This is a genomic window from Streptomyces sp. NPDC101151, from assembly GCF_044768335.1.
Classification (GTDB): domain Bacteria; phylum Actinomycetota; class Actinomycetes; order Streptomycetales; family Streptomycetaceae; genus Streptomyces.
Map to the genome: position 1 here is coordinate 16389 of NZ_JBIWPP010000005.1, position 21646 is coordinate 38034.

A 21646-nucleotide genomic window follows, 5' to 3' on the forward strand; every position below is an offset into this window, starting at 1 on the left:
TACGGACCCTCCATCCAAGGGGAGTTCATGAGACGGCAAAGATCCGCACAACCAATATCGATCTTCGCGAGTCGTGATCACCGGTGGCCGTACAACGCCCCGTCGAAATCGACCAGAGGACCGAATGAACCCAGCCAGACGCACGGTCGCCACGGCCGTCGCACTCTTTGCCGCCGGCACCCTGCTGAGCGCGATCACCGCCCCCGCTTCCGCCGCCACGAGCTGTGCCTCACCGGTGTACACCCGGACGTTCTACGCGAACACCACGTTCTCCGGCACGCCGAAGAAGACCGACTGCGACAGTGCGATCGACCAGAACTGGAAGACCGGCGCTCCTGCCTCCGGCCTCCCGAAGGACAACTTCGGCGTCCGCTGGACCGTCACCCGCGACTTCGGCTCCGGCGGCCCCTTCGCCCTGCCGGTCGCCGTACAGGACGGAATCCGGGTCTACCTGGACGGCGTCCGCAAGGTCGACCTGTGGAAGAACGTCTCGTCCACGGTGAAGAAGACCGCCGACGTCACCGTCCCGTCCGGCAAGCACACCCTGCGCATCGACTACGTCAACTGGACCGGCACCGCCAACGTCTCCTTCACGTACCAGCCGCGCACCTCCGCCGATGTCGACAAGGTCAGGCCCCTCGTCCCGACGGGGACTTCGGTGTCGTACGACACCGCCGCCGGCAGGACCGAGGTCACGTGGGCGAAGAACAAGGAGATGGACCTCGCCGGCTACCGCGTCTACCGGCGGCTGCAGGGCACCGCCTTCGGCGGCAAGCCGCTCGCGACCACCACCTCCGGCGCCTACACCGACACCCCGCCCGCGACCGGGCAGACGTACTACTACGAGGTCCGCGCCCACGACAGGGCGGGCAACGAGTCGGCCGGCACCGCCGACCAGCCCGTGGCCACCCCCGACCGCACGGGTCCGGCGGCGCCCTCGGGGCTCACCGCGCACGGCGACCTGTACGGGATGGTGCTCACCTGGAACGCCCTACCGGACGCGGCCGGTTACGAGCTCTACGAGCGGGACGCGGCCACCGGCGCCTCCACCCTCGTCAAGAAGCTCACGGGTACGTCCTACACGCAGCCCATGGAGCAGACCGCGGCGAAGCACACCTACGTCGTACGGGCCCATGACGCGGCCGGGAACGCGGGGGCCTACTCGGCGCCGGTCACCTCCGACAGCGTCGACCGCACGGCACCGCCGGCGCCCGGCAATCTCCGGGCGGTGCCCTACCGGGGCGGGGTGACGCTGTACTGGGAGGCGCCCTACACCCCCACGGACGACGAGCTGACCAACGGCGCCCACTTCACGCTGTACCGCTCGAAGGGGACCACGCTCGCCGCGGACGCCGCCGAGGTCGCCTGCGAGTACCCCGATCACGGGATCGGCAGCCTCGACGACACCCATCTCACGTTCGAGTGCGAGGACCCCGCCTGGGAGCTCGACACCACGTACACCTACGGCGTCACCGTCACCGACGGCAACGGCAACGTCTCGGAGATGTCCCGGACAGCCACCGTGACCACCGCCGACCGCACCGCGCCACGCCCGCTGACCGGGCTCACCGCGACCCCGCGGGCCGACGGCATGGTGCTGCGCTGGGACCCTCCCGTCGACGACGACGTCGTCTCCTACCGCGCCCTGGCCGGGGTACGGCGGGCGGACGGGACGGTGAACTGGCTCGCGGGACCGATGTGCGTGGACCACGGTGACGACCCGCTCGCCCTGCTGTGCCCCGACGTCCCGGACGGCGAGACCTACGTCTACACCGTGATCGCCGAGGACAAGTGGGACAACGCCCTCTCTCCCAACGATCCGTCCACGGCGGCGGTGACCGCGACCGAGCTGGACATCGCCCCGGGTGAGCCCATCGGCGCCGACAAGGGGCCGTTGTTCCCCTCCGGCGGCTGGCTGGCGACCGAGGACATCACCCCGGCCGAGTGGGACTGCCGCGGCGCCGGCTGCGCCGGCGTCAAGGAGTTCCGGGTGAGCCGCTGGGACCCCGCGACCGGGACCTACCAGCTCCTCGCCACCGTGCCCGCGACGAAGCCGGAGACGGACTACTACTTCTCCTACCTCGACCGGACCCAGCCGCTCGGCTCGGTCTCGTACTACCGGGTCGTCGGTGTCCGCACCGACGGCACCGAGACGGCGGCCACGCACCCCTGGCGGATCCGGCCGGACCTGCTCTGAGCGGGGCCCGGCACGGCGAAGGGGCCGGGAGGACTGATCCTCCCGGCCCCTTCCGCCGCGCACACACGCGATTCAGTCCGACGGCTGCTGCCGCTTCGGCCGCCACACCACCAGCGCGCTGGTCTGCTGCACCTCCTGGTACGGGACCAGGTCACGGCGGTAGGAGGCGTGGACCGCGGCCTCGCGCTGCTGCATCGCGGCCGCCGCACCGTCCAGGGCCGCCTGCAGCTCCGCGACGCGGCTCTGGAGCGCGGCGACCTGGTTCTCCAGTTCGATGATGCGCTTGATGCCCGCCAGGTTGATGCCCTCGTCCTGCGACAGCGCCTGCACCTGGCGGAGCAGTTCGATGTCGCGGGCCGAGTAGCGACGGCCCCGCCCGGCGGTGCGGTCGGGAGAGACCAGGCCCAGGCGGTCGTACTGGCGCAGCGTCTGCGGGTGGAGTCCGGAGAGCTGGGCCGCCACCGAGATGACGTAGACCGGGGTCTCCTCGGTCAGTTCATACGGGTTACGCCGACGGCCTGGTGTGTCCATGGGGCTCTCAATCTCCCTTCGCGGCCTCGAACAGCTCCGCCCGCGGGTCCTCGCCCGCGGTTGCCTCGCGATACGCCTCCAGTGCGTCACGAGCCTTCCCCGACAGGTCCTTGGGGACACTCACCTCGACGGTGACCAGCAGATCGCCGCGAGTGCCGTCCTTGCGGACCGCGCCCTTGCCCCGGGCGCGCATGGTGCGGCCGTTGGGGATGCCGGGCGGAAGCTTCAGGGTGACGGCGGGGCCGCCGAGAGTCGGGACCCGGACCTCGCCGCCGAGGGCCGCCTCGGCGAACGTCACCGGGACGGTGACGGTGAGGTTGTCGCCCTTGCGCCCGAACACCGGGTGCTCGCCGACGTGCACGACCACATACAGGTCGCCCGCCGGTCCGCCCCGCTCGCCGGGCGCGCCCTTGCCGCGCAGCCGGATCCGCTGCCCGTCCGTGACCCCGGCCGGGATCCGGACCTGCATCGTGCGCGACGACTTGGCGCGGCCGCTGCCCTTGCACTCCAGGCAGGGGTGCTCGGCGATGAGGCCGCGGCCCTTGCAGTCGGGGCAGGGGTCGGTCAGCGAGAAGCCGCCGCCCGAGCCCCGGGCGACCTGCCCGGTGCCGACGCAGGTCGGGCACACGCGCGGGGTGCCGTTCTTGTCGCCGGTGCCGGAACAGGCCTTGCAGGGCGCCTGGGAGGACATCCTGAGGGGCACCGTGGCGCCCTCGATGGCCTCCGTGAAGCTCAGCGTGACCTCGGACTCGACGTCCTGGCCGCGCCGGGGCTGGGTGCGGGTGCCCGTGGTGCCACCGCGGTTGAACAGGCCCCCGAAGACGTCACCGATGCCGCCGCCGAAGCCGCCGCCGCTCTGCGCGTTGCCTCCGAAGAGGTCGCCCAGATCGAAGTTGAAGTTGCCGCCGCCCGCGCCCGGCCCCGGGCGGAAGCCGCCGTTGCCGAAGAGGGCGCGGGCCTCGTCGTACTCCTTGCGCTTCTTGGCGTCGCCGAGGATGTCGTTCGCCTCGGAGATCTCTTTGAAGCGCTCCTCGGCCTTGGCGTTGCCCTTGTTGGCGTCCGGATGGAACTCGCGGGCGAGCTTCCGGTACGCCTTCTTGATCTCGGCCTCGGTGGCGTCCTTGGGGACGCCGAGGACCTTGTAGTAGTCCTTCTCGATGAAGTCCTTGGTGCTCATCCCCGACGTCCCTCCTTCCACTCGGTGTTCACGTCAGCCCTCGTCCGGGCCACCGTTCTCCTTGTCGTCGGCCGCGGCCGCCTCGGTGCTCTCCTCGGCGCCCTCGGCCTTGACGGTCTGCGCGCCGGGCTGCGGCTCGGCGACGGCCACCCGCGCGGGGCGGATGGTGCGCTCGCCGATGCGATACCCGGGCTGCAGGATGGCCACGCACGTCGTCTCGGTGACGTCCGGCGCGTAGCTGTGCATCAGGGCCTCGTGGATCGTCGGGTCGAAGGGCTCGCCCTCCTTGCCGAACTGCTGCAGGCCCATCTTGGCCGCGACGGTCTCCAGCGACTCGGCCACCGACTTGAAGCCGCCGACCAGTTCGCTGTGTTCCCGCGCGCGGCCGATGTCGTCGAGCACGGGCAGGAGCTCGGTCAGGAGGTTCGCGATGGCGATCTCCCGGACCGCGACCCGGTCGCGCTCCACTCGGCGGCGGTAGTTCTGGTACTCGGCCTGGAGGCGCTGGAGGTCCAGCGTGCGCTCGTTCAGTGCCGTGCGCACCTGGTCCAGCTGGGCCACCAGGCCCGCTTCTGCTGCTACGTCCCCGGCCGGGGCCGCCCCCTCCTCGGGAGCGGCCTTCGACTCGGCGTCGTCGGGGGTCGCGCCGGAGGGGACGTCGGGCTTCTCCTCAAAGCCCGGGGTCTCCTCCGTCACGCGGCACCGTCCTTGCGCTCGTCGTCCACGATCTCGGCGTCGACCACGTCGTCGTCGGCGGCCTTGGCGTCACCGGCGGCGGCACCCTCGGAGCCGCCCGCGGCCTGCGCGCCCTGGGCGTCGGCGTACATGGCCTGGCCCAGCTTCTGGGAGACGGCCGCGACCTTCTCGGTGGCGGTGCGGATCTCGGCGGTGTCCTCGCCCTTGAGCGCGGCCTTCAGCTCCTCGACGGACGCCTCGACCTCGGTCTTGATCTCGCCCGGGACCTTGTCCTCGTTGTCCTTGAGGAACTTCTCGGTCTGGTAGACGAGCTGCTCGCCCTGGTTGCGGGTCTCGGCGGCCTCGCGGCGGGCGTGGTCCTCCTCCGCGTACTTCTCGGCCTCCTGGCGCATGCGGTCGACCTCGTCCTTCGGCAGCGAGGAGCCGCCGGTGACGGTCATCTTCTGCTCCTTGCCCGTGCCCAGGTCCTTGGCGGTCACGTGCATGATGCCGTTGGCGTCGATGTCGAAGGCGACCTCGATCTGCGGGACGCCACGCGGGGCCGGCGGCAGACCGGTCAGCTCGAACATCCCGAGCTTCTTGTTGTACGCCGCGATCTCGCGCTCGCCCTGGTAGACCTGGATCTGCACGGACGGCTGGTTGTCCTCGGCCGTCGTGAAGATCTCGGACCGCTTGGTCGGGATCGTGGTGTTGCGCTCGATCAGCTTGGTCATGATGCCGCCCTTGGTCTCGATACCGAGGGACAGCGGGGTGACGTCGAGCAGCAGGACGTCCTTGACCTCACCCTTGAGGACACCGGCCTGGAGCGCGGCGCCGATGGCGACGACCTCGTCCGGGTTGACGCCCTTGTTGGCCTCGTTGCCGCCGGTCAGCTCCTTGACGAGCTCGGCGACGGCGGGCATACGGGTGGAGCCGCCGACGAGGACCACGTGGTCGATCTCGCCGAGCGCGATGCCGGCGTCCTTGATGACGTTGTGGAACGGCGTCTTGCAGCGCTCCAGCAGGTCCGCGGTCAGCTGCTGGAACTGAGCGCGCGTCAGCTTCTCGTCCAGGTGCAGCGGGCCCTCGGCGGACGCCGTGATGTAGGGCAGGTTGATCGAGGTCTCGCTGGACGAGGACAGCTCGATCTTGGCCTTCTCGGCGGCCTCACGGAGGCGCTGCAGGGCCATCTTGTCCTTGGACAGGTCCACGCCGTGGCCGGACTGGAACTGCTTGACCAGGTAGTCGACGACGCGCTGGTCCCAGTCGTCACCACCGAGGTGGTTGTCGCCGTTGGTGGCCTTCACCTCGACGACGCCGTCGCCGATCTCCAGGAGGGACACGTCGAAGGTGCCGCCACCGAGGTCGAAGACGAGGATCGTCTGGTCGTCCTTGTCGAGGCCGTAGGCGAGCGCCGCCGCGGTGGGCTCGTTGACGATGCGAAGGACGTTGAGACCGGCGATCTCGCCGGCTTCCTTCGTCGCCTGGCGCTCGGAGTCGTTGAAGTACGCCGGGACGGTGATGACCGCGTCCGTGACCTTCTCGCCCAGGTAGGACTCGGCGTCGCGCTTCAACTTCTGCAGGATGAAGGCGCTCATCTGCTGCGGGTTGAACTGCTTCCCGTCGAGCTCGATCTTCCAGTCCGTGCCCATGTGACGCTTGACGGACCGGATCGTCCGGTCCACGTTCGTGACCGCCTGACGCTTGGCGACCTCGCCGACGAGCACCTCGCCGTTCTTGGCGAAGGCGACGACGGACGGCGTGGTCCTGGCGCCCTCGGCGTTGGTGATGACGGTGGGCTCGCCGCCCTCCAGAACGCTGACGACGGAGTTAGTCGTGCCCAGGTCGATGCCGACCGCACGTGCCATGGTTGATTCCTCCAGCTGACTTGAGTGGAACAGGCTCAAGTGTGCACGAGGAGATTCTCTGGGTCAACAGACCTGAGTGCAGCCGACTCAACTCTTATCCGTTCCTTACACGCAATTGGCCTGTGACCTGTGTGGATGTATCCCCTCTAGACGACTGGACAGGGATACGAAGGAGTACAAGCACAGCCAACACCACCCCGCCGGCCACCCACAGCACGGCCCCCTCACCGGTCCATCCCGTGTGCACGAGCACCCCCACGAGCACCGCGGAGAAGGACCCGGCACCCAGCAGCACGACGACCCCCGGCGGGGTGGGGCCGAGCCGCCGCAGCCGGTGCGCGAGATGGTCCGGGCCCCGCCTCAGCAACGGCCGGCGGGCGAGCCCGCGCGCGAGGACCACGAGCAGGAAGTCGGCGACGGCGACGGCACCGAGGCAGAACAGCACGCCCGCACTCGGCCCGAGCCCGTACCCCGCGCGCGTGAAGACGGCGGCCGAGGAGAGCAGGAATCCGGTGAACAGGGATCCGCAGGCGCCCAGCCCGACCCGCGCGGGGTGCCAGTTGTGCATCAGGAAGCCGGTGAGGGCGGCCGCGAACACGCTCAGCAGTACGGCGAGCCCGTCCATCACCTCGGCCGCGGCGCAGGCCCCCGCACCGAAGGCGGTGACCACCCCGACCGTTCCCGCCAGCCCGTCGGCGTGGTCGAGCCCCTTGAAGGCGAGGGAGGCGAAGACGATCCAGCCCACGGCCAGGATCCCGCCCCAGACACCGGTCTCGTCGTACGGCACCACCCAGATCGCCGCCACCGCCGTACCGGCGACCAGCACCCGCGGCCGCAGCCGCCACACGTCGGCGACGAGCCCCAGCAGAGCGACCGCGGCGCCGGCGACGAGCAGATCTCCCACCCCCTCGCCGAGCGGGGCCACCTTCGTCCACTCCCCCGCCCATGCGACCAGACAGGTGACAGCCACGACGGCGGCTCCCCCGAGCACCGGCAGAGGCCGCTGCCGCCGCCGGTCGACGATCCCCGCACGCAGGGCGGGCACCCGGAGCAGCGCCGCGAGCACGGCGGTGAGCAGAAGGGCGGCGGAGGCTGCGGCGATCCCGTATAGCACGGCTCTAAGTTAGGCGCGAATGTAGCAATTCGGTACGAATAACACGATCAGATTGCCTGCCGGCTCAGGCTCCCCTCAGCGACCCAGATCACTCCATGCCTGGCTACAGTGCGAGTAAGGATGCGGGTAGTCTCGAACGGACTGCATAAGTTACCGCTTAGTAATTTCCCTCGCAGGCCCGAGGAGCCCCGAAATGCAACTCGCCGCGATCATCGTGTCGCTGGTTCTGATCGTGGTCGGCGTGGCCCTGTTCGCCCGCGCCGTCCTGCAGATCTACACCTTCATGCGGCTCGGCCAGAACGTGCCCGCGGGCACCCGCACCGACGAGCCCGTCCAGCGCACCCTCACGGTGGCCCGGGAGTTCCTCGGCCACACCCGGATGAACCGCTGGGGCATCGTCGGTGTCGCGCACTGGTTCGTGGCGGTGGGCTTCTTCTCGCTGCTGCTGACGATCGTCAACGCCATCGGCCAGCTGTTCCAGGCCGACTGGATCCTGCCGATCATCGGCGAGTGGGCGCCGTACAACGTCTTCGTCGAATTCATCGGCACGATGACGGTGCTCGGCATCGCCGTGCTGATCGTGATCCGCCAGCTGAGCAAGCCGGGCAAGCCGGGCCGCAAGTCCCGCTTCGCCGGCTCCAACTTCGGCCAGGCGTACTTCGTCGAGGCCGTCATCCTCATCGTCGGCGTCTGCATCTTCATGCTGCACGCGCTGGAGGGCGCCCAACACCACGTGGACGGCTACGAGGCCTCGTTCTTCATCTCGTACCCCGTGGTGTCGTGGCTGGAGGGCATGGACGTCTCCACGCTCCAGAACCTCACCTACTTCTTCGCGGGCCTGAAGATCGCGACCTCCTTCATCTGGATGATCACGGTCGCCCTGAAGACCGACATGGGTGTCGCCTGGCACCGCTTCCTGGCCTTCCCGAACATCTGGTTCAAGCGGAACGCCAAGGGCGAGACCGCGCTCGGCGCCCTGCTGCCGATGACCTCCGGCGGCGAGCCGATCGACTTCACCGACCCCGGTGACGACGACGTCTTCGGCGTCTCCCAGGTCGAGCAGTTCTCCTGGAAGGGCCTGCTGGACTTCTCCACCTGCACCGAGTGCGGCCGCTGCCAGTCGCAGTGCCCCGCCTGGAACACCGGCAAGCCGCTCTCCCCGAAGCTGCTGATCATGTCGCTGCGGGACCACGCGCACGCCAAGGCGCCGTACCTGCTGGCCGGCGGCGGCAAGACCATGGAGGGCGAGGAGAAGGCGAGCGAGGAGCAGCTGAAGGACGTTCCCGCGGCCGCCCTCGCCGAGGCCGAGCGCCCGCTGATCGGCACCGCCGAGGAGAACGGCGTCATCGACCCGGACGTCCTGTGGTCCTGCACCACCTGCGGCGCCTGTGTCGAGCAGTGCCCGGTGGACATCGAGCACGTCGACCACATCGTCGACATGCGCCGCTACCAGGTGATGATCGAGTCCGCGTTCCCGTCCGAGGCGGGCACGATGCTCAAGAACCTGGAGAAGAAGGGCAACCCCTGGGGTCTGGCCAAGAAGCAGCGCCTGGAGTGGACCAAGGAGGTCGACTTCGAGATCCCGGTCGTCGGCAAGGACATCGAGGACCTCACCGAGGTCGAGTACCTGTACTGGGTCGGCTGCGCGGGCGCGCTGGAAGACCGCGCCAAGAAGACGACGAAGGCCTTCGCCGAACTCCTCCACATCGCGGGCGTGAAGTTCGCGATCATGGGCGGCGACGAGAAGTGCACCGGTGACTCCGCCCGCCGCCTCGGCAACGAGCCCCTGTTCCAGGAGCTCGGCATGGAGAACGTCATGGCCCTGAACACGGCGTTCGGCGAGGAGCTGGACGACGACGGCAAGGCCACGGCGGAGTCGAGGAAGCCGAAGTCGGCGAAGAAGATCGTCGCCACCTGCCCGCACTGCCTCAACACGCTCGGCAACGAGTACCCGCAGCTCGGCGGCGACTACGAGGTCATCCACCACACCCAGCTGCTGCAGCACCTGGTGGACGAGGGCAAGCTGATCCCGGTCACCCCGGTCGAGGGCATCATCACCTACCACGACCCGTGCTACCTGGGCCGCCACAACAAGATCTACACGCCCCCGCGCGAGATCATCGGCAAGGTCCCGGGCCTGCGCAACGAGGAGATGCACCGCCACAAGGAGCGCGGCTTCTGCTGTGGCGCCGGCGGCGCCCGGATGTGGATGGAGGAGCGGATCGGCAAGCGCATCAACAACGAGCGCGTCGACGAGGCCCTCTCCCTCAACCCGGACATCGTCTCGACCGCCTGCCCGTTCTGCCTCGTGATGCTGACCGACTCGGTCAACGGCAAGAAGAACGAGGGCACGGCCAAGGAGTCCATCCAGGTCGTGGACGTGGCCCAGCTGCTCCTCGACTCCGTCAGGACGCCGGTCGACCCGGCGGGCGAGGCGGCGACCGAGAGCGAGCCGGAGCCGGAGCCGGTGAAGTGACCGCTCGCTGACGTGACCGGCCGCTGAAAAGCCCGACGGCGCCCCCTGACCCGCACAGGCAGGGGGCGCCGTCGTCTGTGCCTGCCGGTGCGGAGCCGGGCGTCCGGGCGCGTTGCCGTACGAGTCGGCGCCGGAGCGACCGGTCCTGCCGCGGCCTACTCGCCCTTCGGCCCCGCCTGCTGCACCACGTCGAAGGACCACAGCGTGGACCCGGAGGCGGCAGGCCCGGGCCGCTCTCCGCCCTCACCGGGAGCGCCGCCCTGGTGAGCGGACTTCATCGGCCCCTCCATCCACGCCTGGAACGACTCCTCGTCACGCCAGCGCGTGTACACGAGGTAGGCGTCGGTGCCCTCGACGGGCCGCAGCAGCTCGAACCACTCGAATCCGTCGGAGTTCTCGACGGCGTGGGCGCGCGAGGCGAACCGCTTCTCCAGCGTCTCCCGCTGCTCAACCGGAACGGTCAGCACATTGATCTTCACTACGCTCATGGCACCACCCTGGCTCAGGAGTTCGAAGGCCGCAGAAGCCGGCACGGGCCCCGCACCGCGGAAGACGCCGGCACGCTGAACACCTGATCGCTACCCGGCAGCCACGACCTGGCCGGCCGTGACCTGAGGAGGGTTGGGGAGCAGCGACGCGAGGTTGTCCCGTACGAAGTCCGCCGCCCTCGTGATCGACTCCTCGGCCCCGGACCGGTCTTCGAAGACGCTGGTGGAGAGCATCACTCCGTCCCCGGCGTCGACCCAGTAGTAGGCGACGAATCCGGAGACCTGGCGGAGGAGAGGCACGAATCCCTCGTCCACTCGGCGTCCCGCCTCGGCGGGGTCGGTCACCCCTTCGTATCGCCGGACCACTGCGTACATAGCTGCTCTCCTCATGGATCCCGCGGTCACCTTGCGCGAAACGACATACCCCCACCGCGCGTCTCTCGCTCGCGGGATGTCCGGAAGGGACTCGGATAGGCGCATGGGCCGTCCGAACCGGGCACAGGCGACCCGTTCCGGCGCCCCTGCCTCTCCCCGGCCGGGGCCGCCGCCGCGTGACCGATCCCGCACCCCCCACCCCTTACCCCATCACTCGAACACGTGCATCATTGCGAGGTTGTCGGGCGACGGTGCGGACGAGGTGAACGGTGCGCGTGCGAAGAGGCGGGATCTCCACGGCGGTCCTCTGCGGCGCACTGATGCTCGCCGCCTGCGGTCCCAGCGGCCCGGACGCCGGGCACGACACCCCCACCCGCGTCGCCGACGCCCCCGCCAGGCTCCCCGTCCCGCACGGCAGGGGCAGCAAGGTCCCGGACGACTTCAACGGCGACGGCCACCGCGACCTCGTCCTCAACGACCTGGTCAAGGAACAGAGCCACGCCGACGACGCCGGCATCGGGATCGTCTACGGCGGTCCGCACGGACTCACGCCCGGCGCACGGCAGTTGCTCAGCCCCACGAAGCAGGCGGCACCCACGAAGGGGCGACTCCCGGCCGTCTTCGACGCGGAGGAGAGCTGCGACCTCGACGGCGACGGCTTCACCGACCTCATCGTGTCCACCGACCCGCCCTACGACGGGCAGGGCCGGCCCCCGGTGCCGTTGCAGCTCCTGTTCGGCTCCCCCGCCGGGCTGACCGGCCGCGCCGTCAAGCTCGCCGTCCCGGCCCGGGCCCGCTTCGGCAACGACTGGGCGGACCAGCCGGTGTGCGGCGACTTCGACGGCGACGGCGAGAAGGACCTGGTGCTGCACGCGTCCGGGGGCAGGCTGTCGTATCTGCGCGGCCCGTTCAGCCGGAAGGGCGCCCCGCATGCGGCAGGCGCGCCCCTTCCCTCCCCCGGCGAGGTGCCCACCGGACCTGCCGCCGACGTCGACGGCGACGGACGCGACGACTTGATCGTCCGTACGGCGGAAGGCACCGGAAAGGCGGCGGTGGTGCTCGGCGGCCCCGACGGCCCGACCCGCACCGGAGTCGTCCTGCCCGCCGGCGTCGATGTCGCCCTGGGCCGCTTCGGCAGGGGCAAGGCACTGGACGCGGCCGTCGGCGGCATGGGGGAAACGTCCCTGCGCTACGACCTCCCGGCCCCGGCCGCCTCCGCCGCCCTCGCCGCCCCCGGCTCGATGCTCGACTCCGCCGACTTCGACGGCGACGGCCGCGACGAACTCGTCTCCAGCGGCTCCCGGCTGCACGTGCTCCGGGCCGGCGCGGCGGGCCTGTCGGCCACGCGGGGCGCGGTCACCGTCGTACCGCCCGTGCCCGGCACGACCCGCGTCCTGGCCGCCGCGGACCTCGACGGGGACGGCCGCGCCGACCTGGCCGTACGCACGTACCGGGGCGAGACGAAGGACACGGTCGCCGTGTACCGGGGGACGAAGCGGGGGCTGCTGGAGGCCCGGCCGGCGGTGACCTTCTCCAGCTCGGAGTTCCTGGCACCGTAGCCGCCGGCCACTCGGGTCACAGCAGTCTCAAGAATTTACCGAACGCCTGTACAACCCTTACGCCCCGACGCCGGTCTCCTGATCGCCGACCGCCCCGTGAACGGTGGGTCAACCCACGACGAACACGGATGGTCCGCACCCCATCGAATGCGGGATGCCCCGCCAGGCATCCCCCGCATGCCGCAGGAGAACCAGCATGCACACGCACCGCCGACTTGCCCTCGCGACGGCCACCGCGGCCGCGCTGACGGGCGGTCTGCTCACCTTCGCCGCCTCGCCCGCCACGGCGGCCGACTCCTTCAAGGTCGCCGGGGCCGACTTCAACGGCGACGGCATCGGCGATGTCGCCACCTCGGCGGCCACCGGCTACGTCAGCGGCCACAAGGGCGCCGGCCAGGTCGTCGTCCTGTACGGCACGTCCACCGGCGTCTCCTCCGCCCGGCGCTCCACCATCAGCCAGAACACCTCCGGTGTCCCGGGCGGCGCCGAGGCCGGCGACAGCTTCGGCTCGGAGCTGGCGTACGCCGACTTCAACAGCGACGGCTACGACGACCTCGCCGTGGGCACCCCGTACGAGAAGGTCGGCACCGACACCAACGGCGGCGGCGTCGCCATCCTCTGGGGGTCCGCGAGCGGCCTCACCGGCAAGGCCGTCGACGTGCCCGACCCGGCCGCCTCCTCGCACGACTTCTGGGGCAAGGACCTGGCCGCCGGCGACTTCGACGGCGACGGCAAGGCCGACCTCGTGGTGGGCAGTTCCACCAGCACCCTCTACCTCTACAAGGGCGGCTTCAGCAGCACCGGCGCTCCGGGCAGCCGCACCACCGTCAAGCCGCCGATCCAGTCGGGCACCAACGACTCCCCGTTCGGCCCGATGAGCCTGACCGCCGGTGACGTCAACGGCGACGGCCGCACCGACCTCGTCGTGGACGGCTACGAGACCACGACCCAGTACGGCTGGAACACCAACTACTGGCTGCCCGGCAGCGCGAGCGGCCTGAGCGGCTCCTCGGCCAAGGCCCTCAAGTCCGGCATCGTCACCGCCATCGGCGACATCAACGGCGACGGCTTCGGCGACATCGTCAGCGGCGCCGGCTGGGACGCCACCACCGAAGACGGCACCCCCGTCCCGGACGCCTCCAACGGCGGCCGGGTGAACGTCACCTACGGCTCCGCCTCCGGCCCGGCCGCCACGACCGGCATCAGCCAGAACACCGGCAGCGTGCCCGGCACCTCCGAGAAGGGCGACGGCTTCGGCTGGGACCTCGACCTCGGCGACATCAACGGCGACGGCTACCAGGACCTCGTCGTCAGCAGCCCGGACGAGGACATCGACGGCGTCACCGACACCGGCATGGTCACCGTCCTGTACGGCTCGGCCTCCGGCGTGAACACCGCCTCCGGCGCCCAGTCCTTCGAGCAGAGCACCGCCGGCGTCCCCGGCAGCGACGAGAAGAGCGACCTGTTCGGCGCCGACGTCAAGCTCGACGACGTCACCGGCGACGGCAGGGCCGACCTGATCGTGGGCTCGTACGAGAACAGCGCGGACGGCGCGGTCACCTACCTGCCGTCCGACGGCACGAAGATCACCACCAGCGGGTCGCGCGCCTTCGGCGCGAGCGCCGTGGGCGTCTCGACGACCGGCACGCCGCAGTTCGGCGCCCTGTTCGCCGACTGAGCCGTCCCGTCCCCTGCTCATCGACGGCCGGGCCCGCAGCCGTGCGGGCCCGGCCCGACGACAGCCCTGTGACCTCCCGGAGGACCACCCCGATGCCCCACCCGCGCAAGGCCGCCCCCGCCGCCCTCGCGGCCGCTCTGCTCGCCGCCGGCCTGACCCCGCTGGTGCTGGCCGCGCCGGCCACCGCCGCGGTCGCCAAGCAGTACGACGACTTCAACGGCGACGGCCACCGCGACCTCGCCTACCTCGGCTACAACCGGGAGAACCACCGGGGCGGCGCCGTCACCGTCGTCTACGGCGGCACGAGCGGCCTCGACACCTCGCACGTCCAGGTCATCGACCAGGACAGCGCCGGCGTGCCCGGCAGCGGCGAGGAGGACGACCTGTTCGGCGACTCCCTCGCCGGCGCCGACCTGAACAAGGACGGGTACGCCGACCTGGTCGTCGGCAACCCCACCGAGCACGTGGGCAGCGCGCGGTACCGGGGCACGGTCACCGTCCTGTGGGGCTCCCGCTCGGGCCTGTCCGGCGGCACCACCCTCACCCCGAAGGGCAGCGCGAACGGCTCGCAGGCCCACTTCGGCTCCGACCTCGCCACCGGCGACTTCACCGGCGACGGCTCACCCGACCTCGCGGTCATCGGCGGCGAGGAGGCCTGGCTGTACCGCGGGCCGTTCACCAAGTCCGGGCACACCGGCACCGTCGGCAAGATCGACAAGGAGGGCGGCGGCTGGTACTCCACCGGGCTCGCCGCCGGCCGGGTCAACAGCGACGGCAAGGCCGACCTCGTGATCCTCGGCGAGCAGTTCACCGGCGCGAGCAGCACCCCCGCCCTGCGCGCCTGGTTCCTGAAGGGCGCCTCCTCCGGCCTCGCCTCGGGCGCCACCAAGACCCTGGAGTCCGCCTGGCACGGCGGCCTCGGCCCGAACGCCGCCATCGCCGACTTCGACAAGGACGGCTACGGCGACATCGCCATCGGGCAGCCCGACAAGGACAAGGGCAAGGGCGCGGTGACCGTCTGGCGCGGCACCTCCTCCGGCCCCAGCGGCTCGAAGACGTTCACGCAGGCCACCGCGGGCGTCTCCGGCAGCCCGGAGACGGACGACGACTTCGGCTACGACGTCTCGGCCGCCGACACCAACGGGGACGGCTACGCGGACCTGGCGGTCGGCGTGCCCCACGAGGACGTCGACGGCAAGCAGGACCAGGGCGGTGTGCACGTCTTCCGCGGCGGCTCCGGCGGCCTGAGCGGCACCCGCTCCGCCTGGATCCCGCAGACGGTGGCCGGTGCCGCCGATTCCGACACCGCCTTCGGCTACAGCCTCCACCTGCGTGACCTCACCGGCGACGGCAAGGCCGACCTGGCGATCGGTCTGAGCGGCGGCGGAGTCCTGCTGCGCGGCACGAGCGGCACCCCGGCCGCGACCGGGGCGACCGTCCTGCCGGACCTGGGCGGCGCCTTCCTCGACTGACGCCCGCCCCCGTCAAGACCCCCACCTCCCGAACGGACGACATGCGCAAGCGCACCCTCCTGCTGGCAGCGACCCTCACCACGGGCCTGCTCACCGCCCTGCCCGGCACCGCGGCCTCCGCCGCCCCCGCCCGCTTCTCCGACGACTTCAACGGAGACGGCTACCGCGACCTGGTCACCGGCGCGCCCGGCACCACCGTGGGCGGAAAGGCCCGGGCGGGCGCCGTGGTCGTGCACTACGGCTCCAAGTCCGGCATCAGCGCCGCCCGGCACACGGTGATCACCCAGAACACGGCAGGCATACCGGGGACGGCCGAGCAGGACGACGAGTTCGGCTCGGCCCTCGCCTCCGGCGACCTCAACCGCGACGGCTACGCCGACCTCGTCGTCGGCACCCCGGACGAGAACGCCGGCTCCGGCACCGCGGTCGTCGTCTGGGGCGGCAGGAGCGGCCTCTCCGGCGCCTGGACCGTCCCCGACCCCGCGCCCTCGGCACACGACGACTACGGCCTGTCCCTGGCGGTCGGCGACTACACCGGCGACGGCCGCGCCGACCTCGCCGTCGGCAGCCTCGGCAAGGACGTGTGGATCTTCAAGGGCGGCTTCACCAAGGCCTCCGGCGCCGCGTCCCGGTTCGCGCTGCAGACCGTCCTGGAGGCCGGTGTCATCCATGGCGCCCAGGGCCTGGCCGCCGCAGACGTCAACGGGGACCAGGTCGACGACCTGGTGATCAGCGGCACCGACGAGCGGACGTACGACGACGGCCAGCTGGTCTACACGGGGTCCGCCGACGCCGCCTCGCCGCTGACCCTGCAGACCTTCGTGCACAGCGGCGCCTGGCGCACGGCCGCCGTCGGCGACCTCAACAAGGACGGCTACGACGACGTGGTCGCGGCCACCGCCCCCGGCTCGGTCTCCGCGAGCGACGGCGGCTCGGTCCGCGCCTACCTGGGCAGCGCGAACGGCCTCCGCACCAGCCCCCAGGCGACGATCACCCAGAACAGCCCCGGCGTCCCCGGTTCCGACGAGAAGGAGGACTGGTTCGGTCACTCCCTCTCCGTCGGCGACGTCAACGGCGACGGGTACGCGGACGTGGCGGTCGGCGCGATCTACGAGGCCGTCGGTTCCGTCTGGCAGGCCGGCTCCGTCACCGTGCTGCGCGGCTCGGCCGCCGGCCTGACCGGCACCGGCGCCCAGGCCTTCTCCCAGGACACGGCCGGCGTCCCCGGTGCCGCCGAGGACAACGACTTCTTCGGCTCGGCGGTCCGCCTGTCCGACCTGAACGGCGACGGCAAGGCGGACCTGTCCGTCGGCGCCCACGGCGAGAACGACTCCGACGGCGCGGTGTGGAGCCTGCGCGGCTCGTCCTCGGGAATCGGGGCGACGACGGGTGCGGTGTCCTTCGGCCCTGCGGCGAGCGGGGTGCCGGCCACGGGCTACCCGCACCTGGGCCGTCTGATGGGCCAGTGAAACCGGGGAAGTCCCTGGCACGCCCCCTGGCGGTCCCTTAGGGGATGTCACAGGTCGGCCGCAAAGCCGGGCCCGGATGGCCGGGCCCGGCACGTCACTCTTCGGGACCAGGTACGTTCGATGACGTGGCTGGATTCAGGATCGGACGCGGGGGCCGGGACAACCGCACCCCCCAGGGACAACAGGCTCCGCAGGGACCGTCGTACGGGCACGGCCAGGGACGCGGACACGGGCAGCCCCAAGGACGGCCGGGCGGCCGTCCGGAGGGCCCGTCGTACGGCTACCCGGCGGCGTCGCAGCCGTCGTACCCGCAGCAGGGTCGGCAGTACGGCTACCCGGGACCGGCCGACGACGGGCCGGAGTACTTCGGTGACGGCGGCTACGCGAGCCAGGGGCCCGACGGAGCCCACGACCCGTACGCGGCCAACAACCCGGGCCACACCCAGGCGTTCTCGATCGACGAGGCCTCCGGCTACACCCAGGGCGCGACCTACCACGCCGGTGCGGCGGCCGCGTCCGGCCCGATCGGCCCGCCCCTGCACTGGAAGGAACTGCTGCGGGGCATCGTCCTCGCCCCCAACCAGACCTTCCTGCGCATGCGGGACTACACGATGTGGGTCCCGGCCCTGATCGTCACGTTCCTCTACGGCCTGCTCGCCGTCTTCGGCTTCGACGGCGCCCGCCAGGACGCGATCAACGCGACGCTCTCCAACGCGGTCCCGATCGTCCTGATCACCGCCGTCGCCATGGTCCTGAGCGCCTTCGTCCTGGGCGTGGTCACCCACACCCTGGCCCGCCAGCTCGGCGGTGACGGCGCCTGGCAGCCCACGGTCGGCCTGTCCATGCTGATCACGTCGCTCACGGACGCCCCCCGCCTGCTCGTCGCCATGTTCTTCGGCGGCGACGCGGGCTTCGTCCAGCTGCTCGGCTGGGCCACCTGGATCGGTGCGGGCGTTCTGCTGACCCTGATGGTCTCCCGCTCCCACGACCTGCCCTGGCCGAAGGCCCTGGGCGCGTCGGCGATCCAGCTGATCGCGCTGCTGTCGATAGTGAAGCTGGGCACCTTCTAGCACCGACCCGCATGCGAAAGGGCCCCACGGCCGGGGGCCCTTTCGCACGGTTCTCATGCGGCCGGACATGCCCTGGGCATCGAGCACCTGTCCTGCTCGCTCCACCACGGGCGGCTACACAGCGTCGACGGCCGCACGTCGGTCCTCGCCGAGGTCGGGCTGGAGCTCCATGGTGAAGGCTGCGCTCTGCGCGTCGCCCTCCCAGCCCCGCCAGACGTGCACGTGAACGAGCCTCTTGCTGCGGAGTCCACGCATCTGCCAGTCGGCCGTCAGGTCGCGGGCGACAAGGGATGCCACGTACTCCGCGTCCTGGTCGGGGCTGTCGGTGGTGATCCTGCCGCGCCACTGGGCGGAGTGGACTCCGTATACGCGACACCCTGCGGAACCGTACGGTTCGTCCACCCGGTAGACCCAGTGGGCCACCCCGTTCGTGGTCCGGTCCCCCTCACGGAGTGCCCTGCGCGAGCGGAGGTCGGTGCCGTTGTGCGGCAGGCCGACCGGATGACCGTCGACACCTTGGCCGGCCAGATGGCGTGCGATGGCCTCCCCGGCGAGCTGCCCGTAGAGCTCCATGGTCCGGAGGTCCTGCTCGGCCGGGCGGCCGGGCTGCGACGCGTGAGTCGAGATCATTCCGACCATCCGTCCGGCGCGATCGACCAGCGGCGTCGACTGCACCGCGCGCACCCCTGCGGCACGGAAAATCTTCTGGTGCGGGGCGAAGGCCGGGTCCTCGCGGACGTCGGGCGCGACTGCCTGGACGCCCTGCCAGGCGGCCCGTCCGCAGACCGAGACGTTGTCATGGACCACCGCGAAGTGGTCGAGGAAGGCCTCGTCGAAGCCCGACTGTGTGACCAGGACCAAGGAGTCGTCGAGGGGGTTCAGGAACTGGATGTTCCCGAACTCGGCACCCATCAGACTCATTGCTCCCTCGGCGATCCGCGGAAGTACCGCGGCCAGCTGAGGGACGTCGCGCAGTTCTGCGGCTTCATCCTGCAGGTTCTTGAGGGCCGATGGCTCATCCAGGCTGAGGGCGACCCAGGCGGCGAGTTGGTCGGCTCTCTGCGTGACCGACACCTTGCGCGCAGGCCGTGGCCGCACGGAGCGATAGGCGGCCGTCACATGCTCGAGCGGCCCCACCAGGTTCTGGAAGTGGTTCATGCGCACCACACCCTCGTCAGGTGTCCTTGCGACGAGTCTACGTAGCCGTTGCCACGCTGCACAGTCCTGCAGGCCCTCATCCGCCGGACAGGCTTGTCATGGCAACGCGACGTCCGGCCGGCGATCGGCCTCCGTCGGTCCTCGCCGGCCGCGGTGCACGGCCGGCAGGAGGAGCGCTCTCAGCTCGGCGCGAGGGCGATGCTGCGGGCGTCGAAGGGCGCGGGGAATCCGGTCCGGCCGGCGCCGACCACCAACACGTTCCCTCGACAGCCGTAGTCACTGAAGATCGCCGCCTTGTAGCCCGGAGTCACATCGACCGAGCGGAAGGACCCTTCGGTGCCGAAGCACCCCACCGACCCTCCGACCGAACTCGTCGTTCCGTCGGTCCTTGTGACGACGGCAAAGGGTTGGGTGCTGGGAGCCGCGTGAGCGGGCAGGGCAGGGACCAGGCCGAGGAGCAGGAGCGGGGCTGCGAGCTTGACGATCTTGTTCATGCCCTGATCAACGACGCCCGCGCGGCGCGGTCACCTCGGCCTCACCTCTCACGTCCCACGAGACGCGAAGGTCAGAGCGCTTCCCTATTCTCCTTGGCTGCCTCGCCCGACCTGCTCACCGGAGGCAAAACACTCCACGGGAAGTTGATCCACTCGTCCGTACGCTTCCAGACGTACTCGCACTTCACGAGGGAGTGGGACTTCTCATAGATCACGGCGGAGCGCACCTCGGCGACGGTGTCGAGGCAGAAGTCGCGCACCAGCTTGAGCGTCTTGCCGGTGTCCGCGACGTCGTCGGTGATCAGCACCTTCTTGTCGGAGAAATCGATGACGTTCGGGACCGGCGCGAGCATGACGGGCATCTCGAGCGTCGTCCCCACACCGGTGTAGAACTCGACGTTCACGAGATGGATGTTCTTGCAGTCGAGGGCGTAGGCGAGCCCACCGGCGACGAACACACCCCCGCGCGCGATGCTGAGCACGATGTCCGGCTCGTACCCGTCATCGGCGATGGTCTGCGCCAGCTCGCGGATGGCGGTGCCGAACCGCTCGTAGGTCAGGTTCTCGCGCACGTCGCTCATGTCGTCGTCGCCCTCACACCTGGGTCCGGTGGAAGTTCTGGAAGGACCGCGAGGCGGTCGGTCCGCGCTGCCCCTGGTAACGGGAGCCGTAGCGCTCACTCCCGTACGGGAACTCGGCGGGCGACGACAGCCGGAACATGCACAGCTGGCCGATCTTCATGCCGGGCCAGAGCTTGATCGGCAGGGTGGCGAGGTTGGACAGCTCCAGGGTCACGTGACCGCTGAACCCGGGGTCGATGAACCCGGCGGTGGAGTGCGTGACGAGCCCGAGCCGGCCCAGCGAACTCTTGCCCTCAAGCCGCGAAGCAAGATCGTCGGGAAGCGTGATGACCTCGTACGTCGAGGCGAGCACGAACTCCCCGGGGTGCAGGATGAACGGCTCGTCGCCCTCGGGCTCGACCAGTCGCGTCAGATCGGCCTGCTCGACCGCGGGGTCGATGTGGGGGTACCGGTGATTCTCGAACACCCGGAAGAAACGGTCGAGACGCACGTCGATGCTCGACGGCTGCACCATGGTTTCGTCGTAAGGATCGATGCGTACCCGCCCGGCGTCGATCTCGGCCCGGATGTCCTTGTCTGAGAGAAGCACGTCCCGAGGATACGCAAGGCGCGCGGAGCCGTGACAATCGTGTGGACTCCGCGCGCCTTCGGCCTGCCGGCCCGCTCGTGCTTCTACCGCTTCTACCGGTTCTACCGCTTCTCGAGAGCGACCGGCACCACACTGCGGAGCCGGGCACACCGTGGACACCTCACGAGCCGACCGGGGCCGAGGCGCTCGGCCTTCTGCATCGGGAACGAAGCGGCGCTGAAGACGTGCCCGTCCGCACAGCGAACGACGGTGCGTTCCATCAAGTCCCTTCCCCAAGAGCCGCGTCCGGCTTTACCGCCCTGACGACAAAAGCCACATTACGGGATCAAAGAGACGACTCTCCAGGCGGCACTCCGGCCCCACCCGGACCCTCTCCCACTCCTCCACGGTACGCCCCAACTCGGTTCCCTCGCACGGGGATCCCACGCCCGCAACACGTCCGGACCCCGCGGTCCGAGCACCGGGGGTCTGCGATGAGGTACAGTGAGCGAGCGTTCGGACATCGACTCCGCCGGGGCCGATCATCCGTATTACGCGGGTGTAGTTTAATGGTAGAACATCAGCTTCCCAAGCTGAGAGCGCGAGTTCGATTCTCGTCACCCGCTCCATGTCGAAGGCCCAGGTCACAGACCCGGGCCTTTTTTCTGTCCATCGTGATCATTCGCCGCGTGCCAG

General features: G+C 70.4%; 18 protein-coding genes and 1 tRNA gene. 8 read left to right on the forward strand and 11 right to left on the reverse strand.

Translation table 11 applies throughout. The features are described 5' to 3' along the window. Positions 1-124: 124 nt before the first annotated feature. On the forward strand, positions 125-2197 hold the full coding sequence (locus ACIRU3_RS10915) for a PA14 domain-containing protein (protein WP_404054510.1): 2073 nt from the start codon (positions 125-127) through the stop codon (positions 2195-2197). A gap of 72 nt (positions 2198-2269) precedes the next feature. On the opposite strand, the gene ACIRU3_RS10920 is transcribed toward ACIRU3_RS10915, so the two are convergent. The 5 genes from ACIRU3_RS10920 to ACIRU3_RS10940 form a co-directional block, all read right to left on the reverse strand. Beyond that, the gene (locus ACIRU3_RS10920; protein WP_404054513.1) at positions 2270-2728 is read right to left on the reverse strand and encodes a heat shock protein transcriptional repressor HspR; all 459 of its coding nucleotides are present in this window, start codon (positions 2726-2728) and stop codon (positions 2270-2272) included. Positions 2729-2735: 7 nt separating this feature from the next. Beyond that, a complete protein-coding gene (dnaJ, locus tag ACIRU3_RS10925) occupies positions 2736-3905 on the reverse strand; it encodes a molecular chaperone DnaJ (RefSeq protein WP_404054516.1) in 1170 nt (389 codons plus the stop codon). Positions 3906-3938: 33 nt separating this feature from the next. Beyond that, positions 3939-4601 carry a nucleotide exchange factor GrpE gene (grpE, locus tag ACIRU3_RS10930; RefSeq protein WP_404054519.1) on the reverse strand — a complete coding sequence of 221 codons (663 nt, stop codon included), beginning with the start codon at positions 4599-4601 and terminating at the stop codon, positions 3939-3941. Then, on the reverse strand, positions 4598-6448 hold the full coding sequence (dnaK, locus tag ACIRU3_RS10935) for a molecular chaperone DnaK (protein ID WP_404054521.1): 1851 nt from the start codon (positions 6446-6448) through the stop codon (positions 4598-4600). Before dnaK ends, grpE begins: the two co-directional genes overlap by 4 nt. A gap of 94 nt (positions 6449-6542) precedes the next feature. Beyond that, a complete protein-coding gene (locus ACIRU3_RS10940) occupies positions 6543-7562 on the reverse strand; it encodes an MraY family glycosyltransferase (protein WP_404054524.1) in 1020 nt (339 codons plus the stop codon). Between the two features lie 193 nt (positions 7563-7755). Between ACIRU3_RS10940 and ACIRU3_RS10945 the strand changes: the two genes are divergently transcribed. Then, on the forward strand, positions 7756-10038 hold the full coding sequence (locus tag ACIRU3_RS10945; protein WP_404054527.1) for a (Fe-S)-binding protein: 2283 nt from the start codon (positions 7756-7758) through the stop codon (positions 10036-10038). Positions 10039-10193: 155 nt separating this feature from the next. Here ACIRU3_RS10945 and ACIRU3_RS10950 read toward each other — a convergent pair whose 3' ends face one another. Beyond that, positions 10194-10526, reverse strand: a complete 333-nt coding sequence (locus ACIRU3_RS10950; RefSeq protein ID WP_404054530.1) for an antibiotic biosynthesis monooxygenase family protein — start codon at positions 10524-10526, stop codon at positions 10194-10196. A 90-nt stretch (positions 10527-10616) separates the two neighbouring features. Continuing rightward, the gene (locus ACIRU3_RS10955; protein WP_404054532.1) at positions 10617-10901 is read right to left on the reverse strand and encodes a hypothetical protein; all 285 of its coding nucleotides are present in this window, start codon (positions 10899-10901) and stop codon (positions 10617-10619) included. A gap of 269 nt (positions 10902-11170) precedes the next feature. On the opposite strand from ACIRU3_RS10955, the gene ACIRU3_RS10960 reads away from it, so the two are divergent. From ACIRU3_RS10960 to ACIRU3_RS10980, 5 genes are all read left to right on the forward strand, one after another. Next, a complete protein-coding gene (locus ACIRU3_RS10960) occupies positions 11171-12460 on the forward strand; it encodes an FG-GAP repeat domain-containing protein (protein ID WP_404054535.1) in 1290 nt (429 codons plus the stop codon). 196 nt (positions 12461-12656) lie between these two features. Beyond that, positions 12657-14138: an FG-GAP and VCBS repeat-containing protein gene (locus ACIRU3_RS10965; RefSeq protein ID WP_404054538.1), complete on the forward strand. Its 1482-nt coding sequence runs from the start codon at positions 12657-12659 to the stop codon at positions 14136-14138. A 92-nt stretch (positions 14139-14230) separates the two neighbouring features. After that, positions 14231-15610: an FG-GAP and VCBS repeat-containing protein gene (locus tag ACIRU3_RS10970; RefSeq protein ID WP_404054541.1), complete on the forward strand. Its 1380-nt coding sequence runs from the start codon at positions 14231-14233 to the stop codon at positions 15608-15610. Between the two features lie 41 nt (positions 15611-15651). After that, complete coding sequence (locus ACIRU3_RS10975) at positions 15652-17079, forward strand: FG-GAP-like repeat-containing protein (protein WP_404054544.1); 1428 nt, start codon at positions 15652-15654, stop codon at positions 17077-17079. A gap of 44 nt (positions 17080-17123) precedes the next feature. Further along, positions 17124-18149 carry a Yip1 family protein gene (locus ACIRU3_RS10980; protein ID WP_404054547.1) on the forward strand — a complete coding sequence of 342 codons (1026 nt, stop codon included), beginning with the start codon at positions 17124-17126 and terminating at the stop codon, positions 18147-18149. 114 nt (positions 18150-18263) lie between these two features. Here ACIRU3_RS10980 and ACIRU3_RS10985 read toward each other — a convergent pair whose 3' ends face one another. The 4 genes from ACIRU3_RS10985 to dcd all read right to left on the reverse strand — a co-directional run bounded on the left by ACIRU3_RS10985 (position 18264) and on the right by dcd (position 20971). Beyond that, the gene (locus tag ACIRU3_RS10985; RefSeq protein ID WP_404054549.1) at positions 18264-19307 is read right to left on the reverse strand and encodes a GAF domain-containing protein; all 1044 of its coding nucleotides are present in this window, start codon (positions 19305-19307) and stop codon (positions 18264-18266) included. A 179-nt stretch (positions 19308-19486) separates the two neighbouring features. Next, positions 19487-19801, reverse strand: a complete 315-nt coding sequence (locus ACIRU3_RS10990) for a hypothetical protein (protein ID WP_404054551.1) — start codon at positions 19799-19801, stop codon at positions 19487-19489. 71 nt (positions 19802-19872) lie between these two features. Next, positions 19873-20382 carry a phosphoribosyltransferase gene (locus ACIRU3_RS10995; protein WP_404054554.1) on the reverse strand — a complete coding sequence of 170 codons (510 nt, stop codon included), beginning with the start codon at positions 20380-20382 and terminating at the stop codon, positions 19873-19875. Between the two features lie 13 nt (positions 20383-20395). Continuing rightward, positions 20396-20971, reverse strand: coding sequence for a dCTP deaminase (dcd, locus tag ACIRU3_RS11000; protein WP_404054557.1), 576 nt, complete (start codon positions 20969-20971; stop codon positions 20396-20398). A 534-nt stretch (positions 20972-21505) separates the two neighbouring features. Here dcd and ACIRU3_RS11005 point away from each other — a divergent pair. Then, positions 21506-21579, forward strand: a tRNA-Gly gene (locus tag ACIRU3_RS11005). Positions 21580-21646 lie beyond the last annotated feature (67 nt).